Here is a 19,304-nt window from a genome sequence, read left to right on the forward strand (position 1 = left end):
GCGAGCGTTATTTGCGCTGCAATGGTAATCCGCCCGCCAAATGATCGCATTTAAAAGTAGAATTTTCCAAACTCAGATTTTTTGAAAGTTCTACATGAAGACGTCCCGTTTTAGCGATAGCCAGATCATCTCCATCCTTAAGCAAGCCGAGGGCGGCTCACCAGTCCCTGAGCTTTGCCGCGAGCATGGCATCAGCAATGCCACGTTCTACAAATGGCGCTCCAAGTTCGGCGGCATGGACGCCTCGCTGATGGCCCGCATGAAGGAGTTGGAGGACGAAAACCGGCGCCTGAAGAAGATGTATGCCGAGGAGCGCTTGAAAGCCGAGATTGTCGCGGAAGCTTTAACAAAAAAGTGGTAACGCCATCTCAGCGGCGGGAGATGGCGCAATGGGCCGTGGCCCAACGTTCAGCCACAATCGGACTGGCTTGCCTGGCGTTCGGCATCAGCCAGACCTGCTATCGCTATCGCGCCAAGCTCGATGCGGAAAACGCTGTCGTGGCGGACTGGCTGGTACGCCTGACCAATAACCAGCGCAACTGGGGCTTCGGTCTGTGCTTCCTGTATTTGCGCAACGTAAAAGGTTTTAAATGGAACCACAAGCGCGTCTACCGGATCTATCGCGAGCTGGAACTGAACTTGCGGATCAAGCCGCGCCATCGGCTGGTACGCGAAAAACCGCTGCCGCTGGCCGTGCCTGCACAGATCAACGACACCTGGTCGATGGATTTCATGCACGACCAACTGGCCGACGGCAGAAGCATCCGCTTGTTCAACGTGATCGACGATTACAACCGTGAGGGACTCGGTATCGAGGTTGACTTCTCATTGCCGTCCGAACGCGTCATTCGTTCCCTCGACAGGATTATTGAATGGCGTGGCAAACCCCAGGTCATTCGCTGCGATAACGGCCCCGAATACATCAGCGCCGTGACGCTGGCTTGGGCCGCCAGGCGCGACATACGCATTGACTTCATTCAGCCTGGGCAGCCGCAGCAGAATGCCTATGTCGAGCGCTATAACCGCACCGTGCGCTACGACTGGCTGGCTCATCACCTGTTTGAAACACTCGAGGATATCCAGGATTTTGCAACCCGCTGGTTGTGGACTTACAATCACGACCGGCCCAACATGGCACTTGGCGGCATTACACCAAAACAGAAGCTTGCCATGGCCGCTTAGCCTCTACTTTTAGCGCGCTCTAAAAATGGGGGGATTACCGGCAAGCCGTCTCTGTTGTTAGGTAAATGGGTGCACAAGATCCGATCCGTCTGGGTCCTTAGGTCAAAAGTGCCCCTTAGAAATCCAACGGATGCTCTGGCCCAGCATTCATTTGGCCGTGCCAAATCGATTGGAGCCGACTGACTGAATCCCCTCAGCCGTCAATCAAGGACATCAACTGGCCATTTATGGTAGCTGTACAAGTACTCGCCGCCGCTTTCGCGATCAGTAAGTTTTGCCCGAATACGAAATTTTGTTCCAACGGGATATTCCCGAGAAAGCTCCTTGCAGCATTCCACGTGCAACTCCGTCGACAACCCCTGGCCGTCGATGGGCCGAATGTGTACTTCACCGTGAAGTCCGGCCCTCGAGGCGGGCTTGAAGCTCTCCACGATAACAGTTCGGTACGGTTCGTCCTTTTTTGCCATAAGGCTCCCTTAGAACGTGTTCATGATCTCTTGAGCAGCATTGCCAGGAAGGCCAGGTGGATGAACTGCAAGCTGGTGTTAAACCATCGCTCGCAGTTTTTCCACAGTCGCCTGTTTTTTTCCAATTAGATTCTCACCGATTTAGTAAGGTGTTTCAAATTCATGACACACTCCGGTCGCCCAAGCATGCGCAGGTAATTACGATGGCTGCCTGCGCACCTCCACGCCACCGCCCTTGCTCGAACGGTGCTCCATCGTCATGGCAATCGGCGGATATGCACCAGAATCTAGCCTAGCTATTCGTCATGATGCCTAGCGGAGCGGATAAATCGAACCCGGTTTTTTCTTTTTCCTGCGTGGCAGAATCGCTGCAATCAGACGGGCAAATAGTTTACGCATATTCAATTACCTCTCGGAGGACATGGTTGTGGATAAGGGAAGCAACTTCTTGGTTGCCTGGATCGTTAAAATGCACGCGATCGACGAACAACGTTTCTGCAAAGCGTGGCGATGTGCGCAACAACGCATTCATGTCAAAGCAATTGATGCCTTGGGCTTTACGGGAAATCGCCTGGAAATAAGGCTGATGGACTTCCTTGCCGAGCACCCCGCTGAACAGGCGATAAAAGTTGTTGGGACAACTGTCGATCGCATGGAACACGCCCTGCTCTTCCATGCTCAGTGGTTTCTCAGCCCAGTAGGCCAAGGGTTGAAGCACGAAGTCCAGTTGCGCATCCTGCCCTGCTAGCAACAATTGCCATTGCTTGAGCGCCTTTGCGGTTGCGCCAGCCGCGCGGTCAATGCGTTCTTCCAACGGGCTGTCGCTGTCGTCGACAATGCGGTCTGCTGGATTATCGTCCCGCCCCAACCCTATCATTTGCAGCAACGATTTCTTGTCACTGTCATTAGCGCGGAAAGAATTTTTCTGGCGCTTCATATCTTCATTGTATTTGTTCATGTAGTGCATGAACTCATAGGAATAATAGTAGCGCCCGTGGTCGCTGATGTGCTCATCAGGCATTCCCTCCAAGGCCAATGTATTCATGCCACTGAACACCACCACGCGATTGATACGCGGTAGCCGCTCCTGATGCATCATATACAGCAGTACTTCCTGCATGGCGTTATATCCACGACCGGCCAGCGTCAACCATACTTCACCTGTGATTTCCGACAGCCGCGACGCCACGGTGGCCTCATCGCAAGTTGATCCAACACCCAGCGCGGTCGAGCCGCCTACCAGCAGATTCACTTTATCAATTCCGTGCAGGTCGGAGACCGCATAGCGGCGGCCATTGTGGTGCGTATAGCGGAAGCCCAGTGCGTCCGTATTGACTGCATGGGAACGGAAATTCTTCTCATGAAAATACATGGTGTAAGGCAGCCAGCGCGCACCGATATGCATGAAACGGTCATAGTCGAGGATCTGCGGGGTATAACGGTACACTTCCTGCACCGCCTCCGCGTGTGTCAATTTTTTAAAGGTCATTGCAATCGAACTTTCGTGGTTGAGTGAGAGGATTACAGCATTAACTGGTGCACCGAGATGGCGACAATCAGCACAAACAGCAGGGGCGGAAGATAATCGAACCATGCAATTCGCTTGATGATGCGCTTGGCGCTTCCCGAGAACAGTGCCACGCCCCCATTGATCAGCAGCCCGCCCAAGTTGAAACACAGGCCGTAAATCAGGAACTGCGAAGGAGGTGCGCCAGGTGGCAATAATTGCGGCATCAGGCTAACGAAGAACAGGCCAATTTTCGGATTGGTCAGGTTGACGACGATCCCTTTTAAAAAATAATTCTCTTTCCGGCTGGTCGTCTGCTGCACTTGCGAAGCCGGGTTGTTGCGTGGCCAGGCTTTATACGCGAGATACAGCAGGTAAGCTGCCCCTGCCAGCTGTAGCAACTGATAAACAGACGGATACTGACTCAGCAGGTAGCCCAATCCCAACGATGTGGCGATTACATAAAACAGCACGCCGCTCTCCACGCCCAGCGCTGCCGAAGCGCCGGCTTTCACACCGTTATCGACCGAGCTTTTCAGCACATACAGCATGGCCGGCCCTGGCGCTAGGTTGATGGTCAGCACCGTACCCGCGAAATAAAGATAATGCATCCAGTTCGTGTGGTTCACAGGTGGTCTCCGTTATCGAGGGGTGCGCCCTGCGCTCCCGTCAGGCGGGCACAGATAACTGGCGACGTTGCGTCGACGTAGCAGGAGCGGATCAGCAAACAGCCGCGTAATCATGCTGCCCGGCAAAACAATAATAAAAAATGTGAGGCAGCCTGCTATCCAGGCAATCAGATGGTGTAGTGTTTTCATCTTTGTATGGTAGTTATGTAAAGACAATTCGGGAGCGGCCGTATGACCGCTACCTGGTTAATCCAGCGCAAACAGCTCGCGCCAATCGCCGGTCTCGGCAAAAGCCGGCTGGTCCGCCTTGTTCAGCACGTAATTGCCGATCACGAGGTAGTCCATTTCTGTGCGCATGAAGCAGGCATAGGCATTTGCCGGCGATTCGACAATCGGTTCCCCCCGTACATTGAATGAGGTATTGACCAGTAGCGGGCACCCGGTCTGGCGGTGGAAGTGAAGCAGCAACTGGCGAAACGCCGGATTCGACTGTGCACTGACGGTTTGTACACGAGCCGAATAATCCACATGGGTCACGGCGGGAATCTGCGAGCGCTGGCATTTCAGTAACTCGATGCCGGTCAAAGTGCTGGCGTGCGCCGCCTGGGCGGTCCACTTGCTACGGTTGACGTCAACCACAAACAGCATATACGGGCTGGCCCGGTCCAGATCGAACCACTCGCTGACATGCTCTTCCAGCACCGCCGGCGCAAACGGACGGAACGATTCGCGGTTCTTGATCTTCAAGTTCATGATGCTTTGCATCGTGGTGTTGCGTGCGTCGCCCAGAATGGAGCGGGCGCCCAGCGAGCGTGGGCCGAACTCCATACGTCCCTGGAACCAACCAATCACTTTGCCTTCGGCCAGCAGCCGCGCAGTTTCAGCATACAGCGCGTCACCTTCCAGCTGCGTGGCCACCGCGCCGTGCGCCTGCAGCGCAATACCGATTTCAGCATTGCTGTATGCCGTTCCCAGCAAGGAAGCCTGCATGCGATCGGTATCGCTTGCCCTGCGTGCCTTAGCGCAGTGTTGGTGCCATCCATACAGCGCAGCACCCAGTGCGCCGCCACTGTCGCCCGATGCCGGCTGCACCCATATTTCGTCGAAGATACCCTCCTGCAGCAATTTGCCATTGGCGACGCAATTCAAGGCCACCCCTCCTGCCATGCACAGCCTGCGTTGGCCTGTGCGTTCCCGTAACGTCCGCGCCAGGCGGCACAGCACATCTTCGAGCACCACCTGCACCGATGCGGCAAGGTCGAATTCGCGTTGCGTCAAGCGCGATTCAGGCTCACGCCGCGGTCCGCCAAACAGGTCGGAGAACTTGTCTGTCACCATGCAGTCGCCAACAGCAAAGTCGAAGTAGGCCATATCCAACCAGAAGCTGCCGTCCGGCTTGATATCGATGAGGTGCTGGCGTATGGTGTCGGCGTACACCGGCTTACCGTATGGCGCCAGGCCCATAACCTTGTATTCACCAGAATCGACTTTGAAGCCGCAAAAATACGTCACGGCCGAATACAGGAGGCCAAGCGAATGGGGAAATCTGATTTCCCACACCGGGGTCAGGGTATTCTGCACGCCTGTCCAGGCCGTGGTAGTCGCCCATTCCCCGACGCCGTCTATACACAGCACGGCTGCTTCATCGTAAGGGCTGGCCAGGAATGCCGCCGCGGCATGCGAAGCATGATGATCTACGTACTTGATCACTGGCTGCCAGTCAGGCCTGCCGGCCAGACTTTGCAGCTTTCGGCGCAGATCGCTGCGCACATGCACTTTGCGCGTCAGCCATGCCGGCATCTCCGCGACAAACGAGCGGTAGCCGCGCAAGCCGTAACTGAGGTAGGTCGACACTAGCCGGTTGAGTTTCTTGTGGGGATTTTCGTAGTAATACACCCCCGCCAGGTCGGTCAGCGCAATAGCGCCTTCGGCCAGGCAGTAACGCAATGCATTTTCCGGGAAAGCCGGATCTTGTTTGATGCGTGTAAAGCGTTCCTCCTGGGCGGCGGCAACGATCTCTCCATCGCATAACAGGACGGCGGCGGCATCGTGGTAGCCGTAGGACAAACCCAGCAAATAAGTTTTCTTCAGCATAGTAGGAATACAAGTGGTTGACAGAAATTCAGACGACGTACAGCGGCGGCGCAAACCATTCCCTCCAGCCTGCTTTCGGAGGCGACAGCGCGAGAAAACCGGTGCGTATACGGCGCCAGTGGCGGTCAATCGATTCCGGTGTGGCGCTACACACGTGGCTGTCCATGTACAGTTCGATGGCCTCTGCTGCCATGGCGGAGTGACCGCTGGAGACGTTGTCAATGGTGTTGTGCAAATCGACAAACAGCGTGCTGAAACCGTAATGGCGCAACTCGGCGCTGGCAGTACGGTAGGCGCCGCCGACGCCGGACAGTTCCATGGCCAGGTTTAAGCCCAGCGTTTCAGGAAGGAACCTGCGGGGGAAAAGCGAAATACTGAGCCAGAACGCGGGAACCAGGAATGCATCGTTATCAAAGATTGGCAAGCTGCTGAATTCGCTGCTGCGGAAATCAGGCAATGCCACACCCATCTCCCGCATCAGGTCCCGGTAGATATTCGGATGGTTATATTCTTCGACACCGTTCCCGATCTCATCGGAAAAAATCTTGTACAGCAGAGCACCGACCGGCGTATCGGCCAGTCCCGCGTGCGTCCATCGCTGTATCCATGCTCCGTCAGCCAATATCATTGGGCAGATCTGCACGGCTTCATCCACCACTTCTTCACGGCTTTTGCCGACCGCACCGTCAGTAAGGGTGTAGGCAGCCACCTGCCGCAGGGCCCGCGATTCAAACCATTGGCGGAACGCGGTTTGGGTATAGCTTGGCGGCGGAGCCGCATCGCAGCCTCTCCTTCCGGCACAACGGCCCAGCCATACCAGTGCATAGCGCAACGCTTCCTGGTGCGCCTGGGGAAATTCTTCAATATTGAGCAGTTGATGGTAGAGGGCGCGTGCACGTGCTTCCGGGCGATACTTCGCGCCGACAAATGGACGTTGCGGTGGCGCCGGCGAGATCAGTCCCGGCGTCGCCCGCTGTACTGGACTGCCGCCATGGCAAGGTGCGGGTTCAGCCATTTCAGTGATCCAGCGGGTGATCACGCCAATTTCCGCGTCTGAAAAAATACGGAACATGGGGCCGCCAAATGCAATCAACCTCGTCAGGAGCAAACTGGATTCCGGCTTGCCTGGCCTGATCCAGCGCGAGTGCCCAAGCGCTTCGACAAATGCAACCGGATCGCGCACCACCAGTTCGTCAAACGGTTGTCCCTGCATTTTGATGCGGCTGTGATATCCGACCGCGAAGCGGCCCTTTTCCGCCACCATGCGCACCATGGCCTGTCGCGCAGAACGGAGGTTGCCATGCATTTCCGCGTGTACCGCGACACACCACTGGCGCCAGATCTGCAACGATTGCATGAAGCCCCGCGCCACCTGGTCCGCATGTGGCGACGCGGTACCGGCTGGCCCGACGATCGCCTCGACCGCCTGGCGCAGGAAATTGAGCGCTTCATTGCGGCGCGGCGTCGCTCGCACTGAACTATATAGTGACGTTGACAATGCCCGCTCGGCATCAGCAATGCATGCTGGTACGCCGAGCGCTACCTCGAATAACGCGGCGCCAATTGCTTCTGCCTGCCGCCTCGCAGGAAACATTGCAAGGCTGAGCCGGTATGCCGGCAATGACCACGATGCAGCAAGCATGTCCACTTGGCTAGCCAGCCGTTCAGAGGAGATCTCCGGCAGGTAAATGCCGGCCTGCTCCAGCAGCCTCCGGTAGCACACGGCATGATGACGCGCATGGTCGCCCTCGCCAGCTTGCCATGCATGGACCCGATGTCCAAGTAATGCAACTGTTTCATGACAATTGCCGGCGTGCGCGATATTTTGCAGTACGCAACCTGCAAGCAAGCCCTGCGGTGCGTATTGCGTTAATACAAAACGCGCCCCCTCAACGTCTCCATGCGTCAGCTCAACCCCTGCCTTAACGTCAGGAATGAATGCCAGCAGTCGGTCGATCCAGGCTTGCAGCACCTCTGGCGCAGAGGTGCTGCGTGCGGCCATGTATTGATGCGCGTGCTCCATTCGCGACAGGCATGCATGTGCCGCCTCCAGGGCACCGGCGTAATCCCGTTCCGCCTGCAGCAACATGACACACGTTGCTGCATCGGTGGCAGTCGGCCCCATGTCATTGGACTCCGCCAGGCGACGACCTGGGCATTCCTGCACTTTCATATCCGTGTCGACCATATTCATCGTGAGCATAAGTTCCCCAGGGTTGCGCTGGACAAGCAGGGGCTGATGCTCCCATCCGTGCCATCAGCAACGCCATCTTCCGTACCGGCGTGGAGCCCTGCATTCGTTATGATTAATGCATATAATGATATTTGGAATTTGCATATTAGGCAAGATGAAAGGTTAATTATTTTCTAAGTGCGAGACGCCATGCAAACTGTGCGTAGGGAAGGTCGCGCTGCCGATGGCGGGACTCCACCTAGCGAGCAGCTCGGTTGCAAGGCCATGATGTACGTGAAGGAAGAGGACGGTCTGTCGACGTACCGAAAAATCAATTTTTACATTGTTACAATGCGCGTGTCTCGGAATGACATAAATCGGTAGACTGTCCAGCAGCCCCGGTCTCCGCGATCCGCGTGGTGGTGTTAAATCTGATGGTTCACGTGTCCTGCAGTGATAACCTATTGAGGCGATTTATGAATAAACGTTCGTATTTTCATTTATTTTCCACCGCATCCACTACCCACGCCCCACACGTCCTGGAAGAGTCCAATCGCATTTTTTCAACACATGCCCGCAAGCCTGCGCGTGAACTGGATCCAGCGGTGCGGGCTTTGCTGGAGTTTGTGGAACAGCCGCAAAATGAGTTTCTCCGCATATACATCGGCAATATGCTGGATGAGACCAATCAGAAAACGCCGATCAACATTAAAACCCCGGCGGACTTTTTCCAGCAGTTGGACAACGCCTTGCACAGCTATCCGAAATATGATGCGAATTTTATCGCGGCGTTACCGTTTTACGCCGTTTTACAACCCTTCATGGCCAACAAGTACGGCTATTTCTTGTTTACTAACGAACAGGTCCGGCCTTACTTTGCCGACATTCTCAAGGTCTATCACACTAATCTGGACGGGCCGGAGTCGCTGGTCTATTTGAATGCCTCGTATGGCAATTGGCTCAGTGCCGATGCCCGGCAATACCTGAGTCTGGACGAATCCGTCTACGACCCGGACCAGCCGCATGGCGGCTTTCAATCATGGAACGATTTCTTCATACGTCCCTTCAAGGACATCAACCAGAGCCGCCCTATCGCTGCGGACCATAACGCCAAGGACATCATCAGCCCGGTTGACGGTCAAGTATGGAAGATATCAAAGCAGGTTCAGCAAAAGGCTGCTTTCGAGATCAAAGGTGAGCAATATTACCTGACCGATTTGCTGGATGAAGCCCCGCAAAGTGAGTTGCTCCAGCCATTCATAGACGGCCTGGCGGTGCAAATCGTATTGATGCCATTCAATTATCACCGCTGGCACGCGCCAGTGACGGGGCGGATCAAGAAGGTCAAGACCGTACCCGGCCTGTTCTTTGCGGCGCCCACGCCGGACCAGGATTACGCCGCGTCATTCCCATTCCTGAGCCATGTGAATACCCGTACCATCGTGTTCATCGAGCCGCAGGATGCGTCCATCGGCGAGATCGCCCTGATTTTTGTCGGCTTGACGGAAGTGTCCTCGTGCCAAGCCACAATCAACGAAGGCGACACGGTGCAGCTGGGGGACGAGATCGGGTATTTTGCCTTTGGCGGATCGACCTGCTGCATGCTGTTCGATAAATCAAAGATTGCGGAGCTGTACATTACCGACGACACGACCTTGTCGGATGGCGGCGGCCAGGCATTGGCTGACGACAAGCTCAGCAACATTGTGCAGGTGCGCCAAACCATCGCGTCGGCGTTGTGATCCCGGGAGCATCACTCGCTCAAGGGCGGCGTGATGCTCCCGCGAGGTACTGCTGCCGATCTCCCGGCTCTTGCCGTCAATCACAAGGAATTCAGATCTGCCAACACCCTGCGCGCCTGTTCCTTGAAATCAGCGATCGCCGCCGTATCCATCTTCGCCAACTGGCGATAGGCCATGCCGATGCGCGGATTGCGCTCCAAGGTAGCGGCATTGCGATGAAAGAAATCCCAGTACAGCGCGTTAAATGGGCAGGCCCGCTCGCCTATGCGCGCTTTTTTATCGTAATGGCAGCCTTTGCAATAATCGCTCATGCGGTCGATGTAGGCAGCGCTGGAGACATACGGCTTGGTGGCTAGCAGGCCGCCGTCGGCGAACTGGCTCATGCCGATGGTATTGGGCAGTTCCACCCACTCGAAGGCATCGATATAAATGCCCAGATACCAGCGATGCACTTGCGCCGTATCCAGGCCGGCGAGCAGCGCAAAATTGCCGATTACCATCAAGCGCTGGATGTGATGCGCATGCGCCTGCTCCAGCGACTGGGTAATCGCATGCGACAGGCAATTCATCTTGGTCTTGCCGTCCCAAAACCAGTGCGGCAGCGCGCGTTGGTGACCAAAAAAATTCTTGCTGGCGTACCCAGGCATGTGGGTCCAGTAGACGCCACGCACATATTCACGCCACCCTAATATCTGCCGGATAAAGCCCTCCACCGCGGCCAACGGCGCATGGCCGGCATGGAAGGCCGCCTCCGCCTTGGCCACGACCTCGCGCGGATTCAGCATCTTGACATTCAGCGCAAACGATAACAGCGAATGAAACAGGCGCCAGGCCCTGGTATTCATCGCATCCTGGAAATCACCGAAATGCGGCAGCGCTGTATCAATGAAGGCATCGAGTTGTTGCAGGGCTTGGTCCCGGTTCAGCGCCCAGGGCAACTGATCGGCCTTGGGCGCGCCGAAGCTCTGGACGCCCGCAGCCACAATGGTGCGCCATAGGTCGGAATGGTCATGCAGCGTCCGGACATCGCGCGGTTCGGCCGGCACACCACGCCAGGGCTTGCGGTTGTCGTGATCAAAATTCCACTGGCCGCCGAGCGGCTTCCCGGCATCGTCCATCAATACCTGGTGCGCGCTGCGCATCTGGCGGTAGAAAAATTCCATCAGCCATTGCTTGCGGCCGGCGAAAATATCAGCGGCTTCATTGCGGCTGGTATAGAAATGATCGCTGTCGACCATCATCCATCGGATCGGCGAGCGGCGTCCATGCTGATACAGTTGCTCATCAAGGCGCCACTCGTCGGGCGCTTGATATTCAAATGCACAGGCGTCATAGTGTTTTATCAGCGCATCGATATTTTCCGGGATCGAGCGTGCGCTTTCCTGATCGTCAATGGCGATGTAGTGCACCTGGTGCCCTGCCTCGCGCAACTGCCGCGCCATATCGCGCATCGCCGCAAAGATCGCCAGGATTTTTTGCGCGTGATGCAGTACATAATCAGTCTCTTGCCGCACTTCCATCAAGATATACATGGTGGATGGGTCGACTTCGCTGAACCAGCGATGTTGCAGATTGAGCTGGTCACCCAGTATCAGCCGGAGTGTGTGCTGCGGTGGAGGCATCATTATTCTTTGTAAATTATAGTGGTCCCGGACTGTAGCGCATCGGCGATCAGCCGTTGCTTTTCTTTTTCGCCATTCTCCATCATAATCAAGCCTCCATGCGATGTCTATCGACACCACGCAGCCATCCAGTGAGCATAGACAGTATCGTGATGCTGCACCTGGTCCGATGGCGAGTGCCACCTCGCTCGCCATCATCACAGTGGTTACTGCCCGTTAACGGCGCATGTACTCTGGCGCGTACCCTCTTCCGCGCTCATTACAGCCGGCTCACAGCGTCCTTTCATTTCTTTCAAAGCATTGGAAGTGACTTTCTTCATTGTCAGTAACCATCATCATATGCACACATCCGTGTCAACGGCCTCCGCGCCACCACTACGCAGCTTGCTGCTGATACTCGCCATTGTCGCCGGCGTTTCGATCGCTAACATTTACTATAATCAACCATTGCTCGACAACATACGGCTATCGTTCCCTCATCAGGACAAGTGGATCGGCGCCGTGCCTGGCGCCGGTCAAATTGGCTTCGCCATCGGCATGCTGATGCTGGCTCCACTGGGCGACCGGCTGGACCGCCGCCGGCTGATCCTGGTGCAGATCGTCGGGCTCTGCCTGGCGCTCATTGCGACGGCGATGGCGTCGTCCCTGTTCATGCTGATTGGCGCGGTCTTTGCCATCGGCGTATTTGCCAGCATGGCGCAACAGGCAGGACCGTTTGCCGCCGAGCTCGCTCCCGCAACGCAGCGCGGCCATGCCATCGGTACCGTCATGGGCGGGCTGTTACTGGGCATATTGCTGGCCCGGACAGCGTCGGGCTTCGTCGCGGAACATTTTGGATGGCGCGCGGTGTTCCTGGCGGCGGTCTTCCCGATGATAACGCTGGCCGCGCTGGTGGCCAGATACTTGCCAGCCAGTCATCCCACCTCGACACTGACGTACCCCAAACTGCTGGCTTCCTTGTGGCAGCTGTTCCTGGAGTTTCGCCTGTTGCGCGAAGCCGCGCTGACCGGCGCCGCCTTGTTTGCCGCGTTCAGTCTGTTCTGGTCCATTCTTTCCTTATTACTTGCTCATCCGCCATTCAATCTCGGGCCGGCGGCGTCCGGGCTGTTCGGCATCGTTGCCGCCGCGGGAGCGGTCACGGCGCCATGGGCCGGCAAATGCTCCGACCGCTGGGGCTCGCGGCGGGCCATTTCCCTCGCAATCGGACTGGTCGCGCTATCTTTTGTCATCTTTAGTTTCTCGGGAGCCAGTCTGGCCGGCCTGGTGATCGGTGTCATCGTATTGGATGTCGGGCTGCAAGTTGCGCAAACACCCAATCAGTCACGCATCTTCGCCCTGGCGCCGGCAGCGCGCAGCCGCCTGAATACGGTGTACATGATTTGCTATTTTTGTGGCGGCGCACTGGGATCGGCCGTCGGTATTTTTGCCTGGCAGACTTTCGGTTGGCCAGGCGCATGCGCAGCCGGCATCTTTTTCTCCGCGGTGGCGGCGGGCAGCCATTTTCGAGGCAATGGAATATCCGGCTAATCCACGATGCGCGGCACGTAGCCGGCGGCGCCGCTCAAGCGAGTCATACTTATAAAGTATGGTAATAGCGGCTTTCATGTATTTTACAGATATGACGCGCGGGCCTATGATCCCTGCTGACGGCCGCTGATGTTACGATGCGGTCGCCCGTTTGATTGATTTGACAGAGGCTACCATGCGTCGAATGACTGTTTTGATGTTGCTGTTGACGCTGGCAATCGGCCAGCAGGCTGGCGCCGCGCCGCACCGCCACGCCAAGAGCGTGACGCCGGAAAACTGCTACGACGACTCCGATCCTGGCGAAATCCGCCTGTGGAACGGCCCGGCGCCCGGCGCCGCCGGCGATGACGCCTGCCAGGATATTCCGTATCTGCGGGTATTCCCGGCCCGCGACGGCGAGCGCGCCGGACCGGCGATGCTGCTGCTTGCCGGCGGCGGTTATGACCACCTGACCAATCAGAAGGAACAGGCGCCGGTGGCCACTTATTTTTCGCAACGCCTGAACATGACCACCTTCGTGCTGTATTACCGGCTGGTGCGGCCTGACGGCACTTACCGTTATCCGGTGCCGATGTGGGATGGCCAGCGCGCGCTGAAGCTGATACGGCATCGCGCCCGCGAACTGCATATCGACCCGAAACGCATCGGGGTATTCGGCTTTTCAGCGGGCGGCCATCTGGCGACCACGCTGGCACTGCATCCGGACGACGATTTCGGCTTGCCGCTGCGCGACGCGGTCGATGCCAGCTCCGGCAAGGTCGATATGCTCGGCCTCGGCTATCCGGTCATTTCGATGGATCCGGCGGTCTATGGCAAGTCGAATACGCGCAGCCATCTGCTGGAAGGCTATCACGGCGGGCAATTGCGCCAGCTGGAGGCGAGCCTGTCCGGCCAGAATAATGTCGGTCCCCATGCGCCGCCGGTTTTTCTGTTCGTCAGCATGGATGACCAGCGCATCGATCCGCAAAACAGCGTGATCTTCGGCGATGCGCTGAAGGCGGCCGGTATCAGCGCCGACATCCATCTGTTTCCACACGGCGCGCACGGCGTGGGCCTGGCGACGGACATGCCGGAAGAACAAGTCTGGCCCGAGCTGTTCCAGAAGTGGCTGATACGCCAGCGCTTTATCGACTGATTCTTATCTGAAAGAATCAGCTTCGGACTGCGTTTCAATATGAAGCATGAGCATAAGTCATTGATACGTGAAAAAAGACCATTTTACTTCATTGGTCGCGCGCTCTAGTATGGTCGAATTGCATATTTGTCAGGAGTATGACATGACCACTATCCACAATCTCGGTTTTCCGCGCATCGGCGCCAAGCGTGAATTGAAGTTCGCGCTGGAATCGTACTGGAAAGGCGAATCGTCCCGCGATGCGTTGAAAGAACTCGGCGCCGAGTTGCGCAAGCGTCACTGGAATAAACAGGCTGGCCTGGATCTGGTGCCGGTGGGCGATTTCGCGTTCTACGACCAGATGCTGGACATGAGCTTCACGCTGGGTAACTTGCCAGAGCGCGTAGCCGGTTTCCACGGTGATGTACTGGATAACTATTTCCGCGTCGCGCGCGGCCGTTCGGCGCAAAGCGCTGAAGAGCACGCAGGCTGCTGCGGTGGCGTCGCCGCAGGCGAAATGACCAAGTGGTTCGACACCAACTATCACTACATCGTGCCGGAATTCACTGCCGCGACCACCTTCAAGCTGGATCCATCGCGCCTGCTGGAACAATTGGCCGAAGCAAAGCAAAACGGCGTCAAGGCCAAGCCGGTCATCGTCGGTCCGCTGACCTACCTGGCGCAAGGCAAGGCCAAGGACAACTCCGACAAGCTGGCACTGTTGCCGGCCTTGCTGACCGTCTACTCACAACTGCTGAACACGCTGGCTGAACAAGGCGTCGAATGGGTACAGGTCGACGAGCCTATCCTCGTCACCGAACTCGATGCCGACTGGAAACAAGCGTTTAGCAGCGCTTATACTCAATTGAAAGCCAGCAACGTCAAGCTGCTGGTCGCTACCTACTTCGGCCAACTGCTGGAAAACCGCGAACTGGCCGCGAGCCTGCCGGTCGCCGGCTTGCATATCGACGCCATCAACGGCCGCGTCGATGTTGCTCCACTGCTGGAATTGCTGCCTGCGGACAAAGTACTGTCGCTGGGCGTGATCAACGGCCGCAACATCTGGAAAACCGATTTGAGCGCCGTGCTGGAATGGCTGGAACCGCTGGCCAAGCGCCTTGGCGAACGCCTGTGGGTAGCGCCTTCGTGCTCCTTGCTGCACGTGCCGGTCGACTTGGACAGCGAGCAAAAGCTCGACGCGGAAATCAAATCGTGGCTGGCCTACGCACTGCAAAAACTGGAAGAACTGCAAGTGCTGGCGCAAGCCCTGCGTGGCGGCCGCGATTCGGTCAAGGAAGCGCTGGCAGCCAACCAGGCCGCGCTGGCAGCCCGCCGCGCATCGCCGCGCGTGCATAACCCTGCCGTGCAAAAAGCCGTCGGACAAATCGACGCCAGCCTGGGCGCCCGCAAGAGCAGCTACGCCAGCCGCGCCACCGAACAGGCCGCCTTGCTGAAACTGCCGGCCTACCCGACCACCACCATCGGCTCCTTCCCGCAAACAGCCGAAATCCGCCTGGCCCGCAGCTCCTTCAAGGCAGGCACGCTGGACGCCGCCGGCTACAAGGCCGCGATGCAGGCGGAAATCGCGCGCAGCGTGCGTGAACAGGAAGAACTGGGCCTGGACGTGCTGGTGCACGGCGAAGCCGAGCGTAACGACATGGTCGAATACTTTGGCGAACAACTGCAAGGTTATGCATTCAGCCAGTTCGGCTGGGTACAATCGTACGGTTCTCGTTGCGTCAAACCACCTATCTTGTTCGGCGATATCAGCCGTCCGAAGGCGATGACCATCGAGTGGATCAGCTATGCGCAATCGCTGACCAGCAAGCCGATGAAAGGCATGCTGACCGGTCCGGTAACCATCTTGAACTGGTCGTTCGTGCGCGACGACCAACCGCGTTCGGTATCTTGCAAGCAATTGGCGCTGGCCATCCGCGAAGAAGTGCAAGACCTGGAAAAAGCCGGCGTGCGCGTGATCCAGATCGACGAAGCGGCACTGCGTGAAGGCTTACCGCTGCGCAAGGCGCAATGGAAAGAGTACCTGGACTGGGCCGTCGAGTCGTTCCGCATCAGCGCCAACGGCGTCAAAGACCAGACCCAGATCCACACCCATATGTGTTATTCCGAGTTCAACGATATCATCGCGTCGATCGCCGACATGGACGCCGACGTGATTACCATCGAAACCTCGCGCTCGGACATGGAGTTGCTGGATGCGTTCGATCACTTCAACTACCCGAACCAAATCGGCCCTGGCGTGTACGATATTCACTCGCCGAACATTCCTACCCAGGAACACATCGAGCAATTGATGAAAAAAGCGGCCGAGCGCATTCCAGCGCAACGCCTGTGGGTCAATCCTGACTGCGGCCTGAAAACCCGCCAATGGGCTGAAGTGCTGCCGGCACTGAGCAATATGGTGGCCGCCGCCAAGGCGCTGCGCCAGGCTGCCTGAGGTTGACGATACGCTGCACCGGCCGCCTGGCCGGTGCAGCAGGCTTGCATCCAATCCCGGGAATTTCCCGGGATTTTTTTTTGGCCAAAAAATACGCTCCCTCCCCGCGGACTGGAACTCTCTGTTTCCCAAGGTCACGTATATGACCTAATTATAAATAATTCTCATTCAAGGAGTTTTCACATGCCCATCCATCACTTATCCCCCCCTGATCTGCAAGAGCGGACGCGTTGGAGCGATCCCCATCCGCCTGCGCCCCCTGAGACGCCGGCGCCAACCGTCTCGATACCGCCTGCTGTCCGCCGCGCCGCTGCCGGAGGCGATATCGAGCGGCAGGATGACGCGGTGCTGAGCCCGTTCCCCCCTGAATGGGATGAGATTAAAAGCGTGATCGAGAAAGCCAACAAGCGCCCGATCGATACAGCGGAGTTGGCTAGCCTGATCAATGAAATGACCGCCATCACGCCACGCTGTGTGATGGAAGGCAAGCTGAGGGCGCAAACCAAGCCGCCCGGAAAATTTGACCAGCAATCTTATTTGTCGCGGCTGCATACGGCCTTGGGGCTGCGTCAGAAAAGCCTCGACCAATTCGACGAGCAATACCTGGCCCGCTGGTGCGCCGCGCTCGGCATGCGCAAGGAAGACCTGGCGGCCCAGAAAAAAGCGCAACGCCTGTCCAGTTTCATCTTGCAGACGGCGAAAATGCCGGCCCTGCTACTGCAATATGCGGTCATCCCGGCGATCAGCAAGACCACCGGCGACCCGTATGACGCCTTGTATGCGAGCGCGGTGCTGGCGGTCGCCAACGTTTTCATCAATACCGTGACCTATCCGCTGCTGACCGCCACCTCGGTCCATGTCCAGGCGCGTGGCGGCCCTTCGGTCAACCTCGACAAAAATGTCAACTATAAACATCGGCCAAAAATCGAAGCGGCGGAAACCGCCAGGCAAAGCGCGGCACTGCAAGAACAAAATACCCTTCTCTTGCAGCGTTTGCTGCAGGAAGATATCAAGCCGGCGTTTGAAGCACGCTACGGCGAAGGCAGCCATACGCTGGACAATGTGCGCAAGGCAATCGCCAAGCCGCAGGAACTGGGCCATGATTTATTACTTGTCCTGAAAGACACCTTACCAGCGGCAGAGCTTCAGGCGCTGTATCGGCAGGGCATGAAACTGATCGCGCAGGCCGAGAAGCTGGCCATCACCGGGGATAATGTGGACCGCCAGGTCGAAGGCGGCAAGCACCGTTTCTGGCTCGGCGTGTCGCGCCCGATGCTGGCAGCCCTGCCGCCGCTGTTTGCCCATGGCTCGCACCGCGCCGGATGGCTGTCGCCGGCGCAAGTGTATTGGACCTCGATCGCTATCGTGCTGGCCGGGCTGGTGGTGCAATATCTGTTTCTCGCACCGTGGGACCAGCAGAGCAAGGGTGAAGCGAAACACAAGCTCAATATATTGCATGCCGATATTTACAACGACAGCGGCCAACAAAAAATTGCCACCGGTGCAGAGCTGGGGCCGGACGACTTCGATGAAAAGAAAGTCCGCGCACTGGTCGCTACCCCGGCAAAAGTGATGCTGACCAAAGCCATCAATATCGCCCGAAAAGAAATCAATCAGCTGACGCCGCAGGAATTGGAAAAGCTGACCCCGGCGGCACGTGAAAAATTGAAGGAAGAGCAGGAAAAACTGGAGGAAGCCCATCGCGTCTGGACCAAGGAACAGGAAAGCGTGCTCCAAGGCAATTGGAAGGCCATCGAGGATGCGCCGCACGTGATCAAGAAAGTAAGCGATGCCGCAGGAAAATTTTCCGGCGGCGGTATCTGGCAAGCCGGCGTCAAATCGAACTATACCCGCAGCGAAATGACCGACGAAATGATACGCAGCATCTCCAAATCATTTCACTTTGGTATTTTCGGTTCGGTCGCCTCGAATTTTGTTCCGCGCCTCAGCAGTGCGCTATCCGGCGGCACCTCGCATGTCCCGCTGCCGGCCTACATCGGGGTGCTGGCCTTTTCGCTGCTGTCCGCTTACCTGGCGGCTTCCAGCGACGGCGTCATCACGACGTATACGAATATTCGCAAGAAGGAAGATAAGGCGCAGCAGCCCGCCCTGTGGATAGACATCGGACGCGGCATGACTGCCTTTGTCAATATGCACCTGGAAAGTCGGCAGTCCACGCAGGCCCTGAAGAGCGCCTTCGCGGAACTGGAGCACGGGCCTTTCGTGTTGGCCTTGCATCTGCTGCATCCGCCGGCGCCGGCCGAAGATGGCACCGTATCCTCGCAAGACCGGATTGACGCCGCCTAGCCGCTGGTGCGAGCTGGGTGGGATCGGCCATGCGATCAAATCCCGGGGCGCTGCCCGGGATTTTTTAACTCAAGCTAAGATTACGACCTACTGAGCTATTGTGGCTCGATAAACCCACGGAAGCCGATCGGCCCTTCGCCGCTGTAGTTCATGCTGCCATTGAGGCTATTGCCGCTGTCGTCGGACGTGATTTTCAGCGCCACCACACTCTGGCCGCCGCGGGCGCCGATCAGCCATACGCCGCCCGGACGCCACGGGGCCGAGTTGCCGCCCCATTGGTTTTCAACCTGATAATTATTGCCGGCAATCGCCGTCGCGCGGAAACCGATCGGCCCTTCGCCGACATAGCTCATGCTGCCGGTAAGGGTTTTGCCATTGTCCGCCGATGAAATATCGACGCCAGCCACGCCCTGGTCGCGCGCGCCGATGACCCAGGTGCCGCCCGGATTCCAGGGTGCGGAGCCGCCGCCCCACTGGTTTTCGAC

12 protein-coding genes and 1 pseudogene (1 of these 13 cut by a window edge) are annotated in these 19,304 nt (G+C 57.4%); 6 read left to right on the top strand and 7 right to left on the bottom strand.

All coding sequences use genetic code 11. The features are described 5' to 3' along the window. The first annotated feature begins 94 nt into the window (after nt 1-94). Nucleotides 95-1,182 (top strand): IS3 family transposase gene (locus tag GJA_RS11655; protein WP_144241497.1). Its coding sequence is split into 2 segments (ribosomal slippage): nt 95-347 and nt 347-1,182, totalling 1,089 coding nucleotides; the frame shifts between segments, so codons are not numbered across the junction. Between the two features lie 487 nt (nt 1,183-1,669). Here GJA_RS11655 and GJA_RS27290 read toward each other — a convergent pair. From GJA_RS27290 to GJA_RS11680, 5 genes and pseudogenes are all read right to left on the bottom strand, one after another. After that, nucleotides 1,670-1,774, bottom strand: a pseudogene (locus GJA_RS27290) (IS5/IS1182 family transposase); the annotation flags it as partial. Nucleotides 1,775-2,040: 266 nt separating this feature from the next. Beyond that, complete coding sequence (locus tag GJA_RS11665; RefSeq protein ID WP_038492329.1) at nt 2,041-3,138, bottom strand: hypothetical protein; 1,098 nt, start codon at nt 3,136-3,138, stop codon at nt 2,041-2,043. 32 nt (nt 3,139-3,170) lie between these two features. Continuing rightward, nucleotides 3,171-3,785: a LysE family translocator gene (locus tag GJA_RS11670; RefSeq protein ID WP_197539790.1), complete on the bottom strand. Its 615-nt coding sequence runs from the start codon at nt 3,783-3,785 to the stop codon at nt 3,171-3,173. 246 nt (nt 3,786-4,031) lie between these two features. Beyond that, nucleotides 4,032-5,879: a carbamoyltransferase family protein gene (locus tag GJA_RS11675; RefSeq protein ID WP_038492334.1), complete on the bottom strand. Its 1,848-nt coding sequence runs from the start codon at nt 5,877-5,879 to the stop codon at nt 4,032-4,034. A 28-nt stretch (nt 5,880-5,907) separates the two neighbouring features. Next, nucleotides 5,908-8,082 carry an iron-containing redox enzyme family protein gene (locus tag GJA_RS11680; protein ID WP_051780698.1) on the bottom strand — a complete coding sequence of 725 codons (2,175 nt, stop codon included), beginning with the start codon at nt 8,080-8,082 and terminating at the stop codon, nt 5,908-5,910. A gap of 446 nt (nt 8,083-8,528) precedes the next feature. On the opposite strand from GJA_RS11680, the gene GJA_RS11685 reads away from it, so the two are divergent. Continuing rightward, entirely contained in the window at nt 8,529-9,794 is a 1,266-nt protein-coding gene (locus GJA_RS11685) for a phosphatidylserine decarboxylase family protein (protein WP_167541103.1), read from the top strand. An 80-nt stretch (nt 9,795-9,874) separates the two neighbouring features. Here GJA_RS11685 and GJA_RS11690 read toward each other — a convergent pair whose 3' ends face one another. Then, entirely contained in the window at nt 9,875-11,416 is a 1,542-nt protein-coding gene (locus tag GJA_RS11690) for a cryptochrome/photolyase family protein (protein WP_038492339.1), read from the bottom strand. A gap of 339 nt (nt 11,417-11,755) precedes the next feature. Between GJA_RS11690 and GJA_RS11695 the strand changes: the two genes are divergently transcribed. The 4 genes from GJA_RS11695 to GJA_RS11710 all read left to right on the top strand — a co-directional run bounded on the left by GJA_RS11695 (nt 11,756) and on the right by GJA_RS11710 (nt 18,819). Next, complete coding sequence (locus GJA_RS11695) at nt 11,756-12,943, top strand: MFS transporter (RefSeq protein WP_038492342.1); 1,188 nt, start codon at nt 11,756-11,758, stop codon at nt 12,941-12,943. A 184-nt stretch (nt 12,944-13,127) separates the two neighbouring features. After that, on the top strand, nt 13,128-14,078 hold the full coding sequence (locus GJA_RS11700; RefSeq protein WP_197539791.1) for an alpha/beta hydrolase: 951 nt from the start codon (nt 13,128-13,130) through the stop codon (nt 14,076-14,078). 142 nt (nt 14,079-14,220) lie between these two features. Next, nucleotides 14,221-16,512 (top strand): 5-methyltetrahydropteroyltriglutamate--homocysteine S-methyltransferase, encoded by a 2,292-nt coding sequence (gene metE, locus GJA_RS11705; RefSeq protein ID WP_038492347.1) that lies wholly within the window; start codon nt 14,221-14,223, stop codon nt 16,510-16,512. 183 nt (nt 16,513-16,695) lie between these two features. Further along, on the top strand, nt 16,696-18,819 hold the full coding sequence (locus GJA_RS11710) for a hypothetical protein (RefSeq protein WP_144241498.1): 2,124 nt from the start codon (nt 16,696-16,698) through the stop codon (nt 18,817-18,819). A gap of 95 nt (nt 18,820-18,914) precedes the next feature. Here the strand turns inward: GJA_RS11710 and GJA_RS28285 are convergent, their stop codons facing one another. Further along, nucleotides 18,915-19,304: the 3' portion of a lectin OAA family protein gene (locus GJA_RS28285; RefSeq protein WP_038492352.1), read on the bottom strand. The gene runs 12 nt beyond the window's last position; the window shows 390 of its 402 coding nt (coding positions 13-402); the start codon falls outside the window, past its right edge; the stop codon is at nt 18,915-18,917.

The organism is Janthinobacterium agaricidamnosum NBRC 102515 = DSM 9628 (genome assembly GCF_000723165.1).
GTDB classification, from domain to species: Bacteria; Pseudomonadota; Gammaproteobacteria; order Burkholderiales; family Burkholderiaceae_D; genus Janthinobacterium; species Janthinobacterium agaricidamnosum.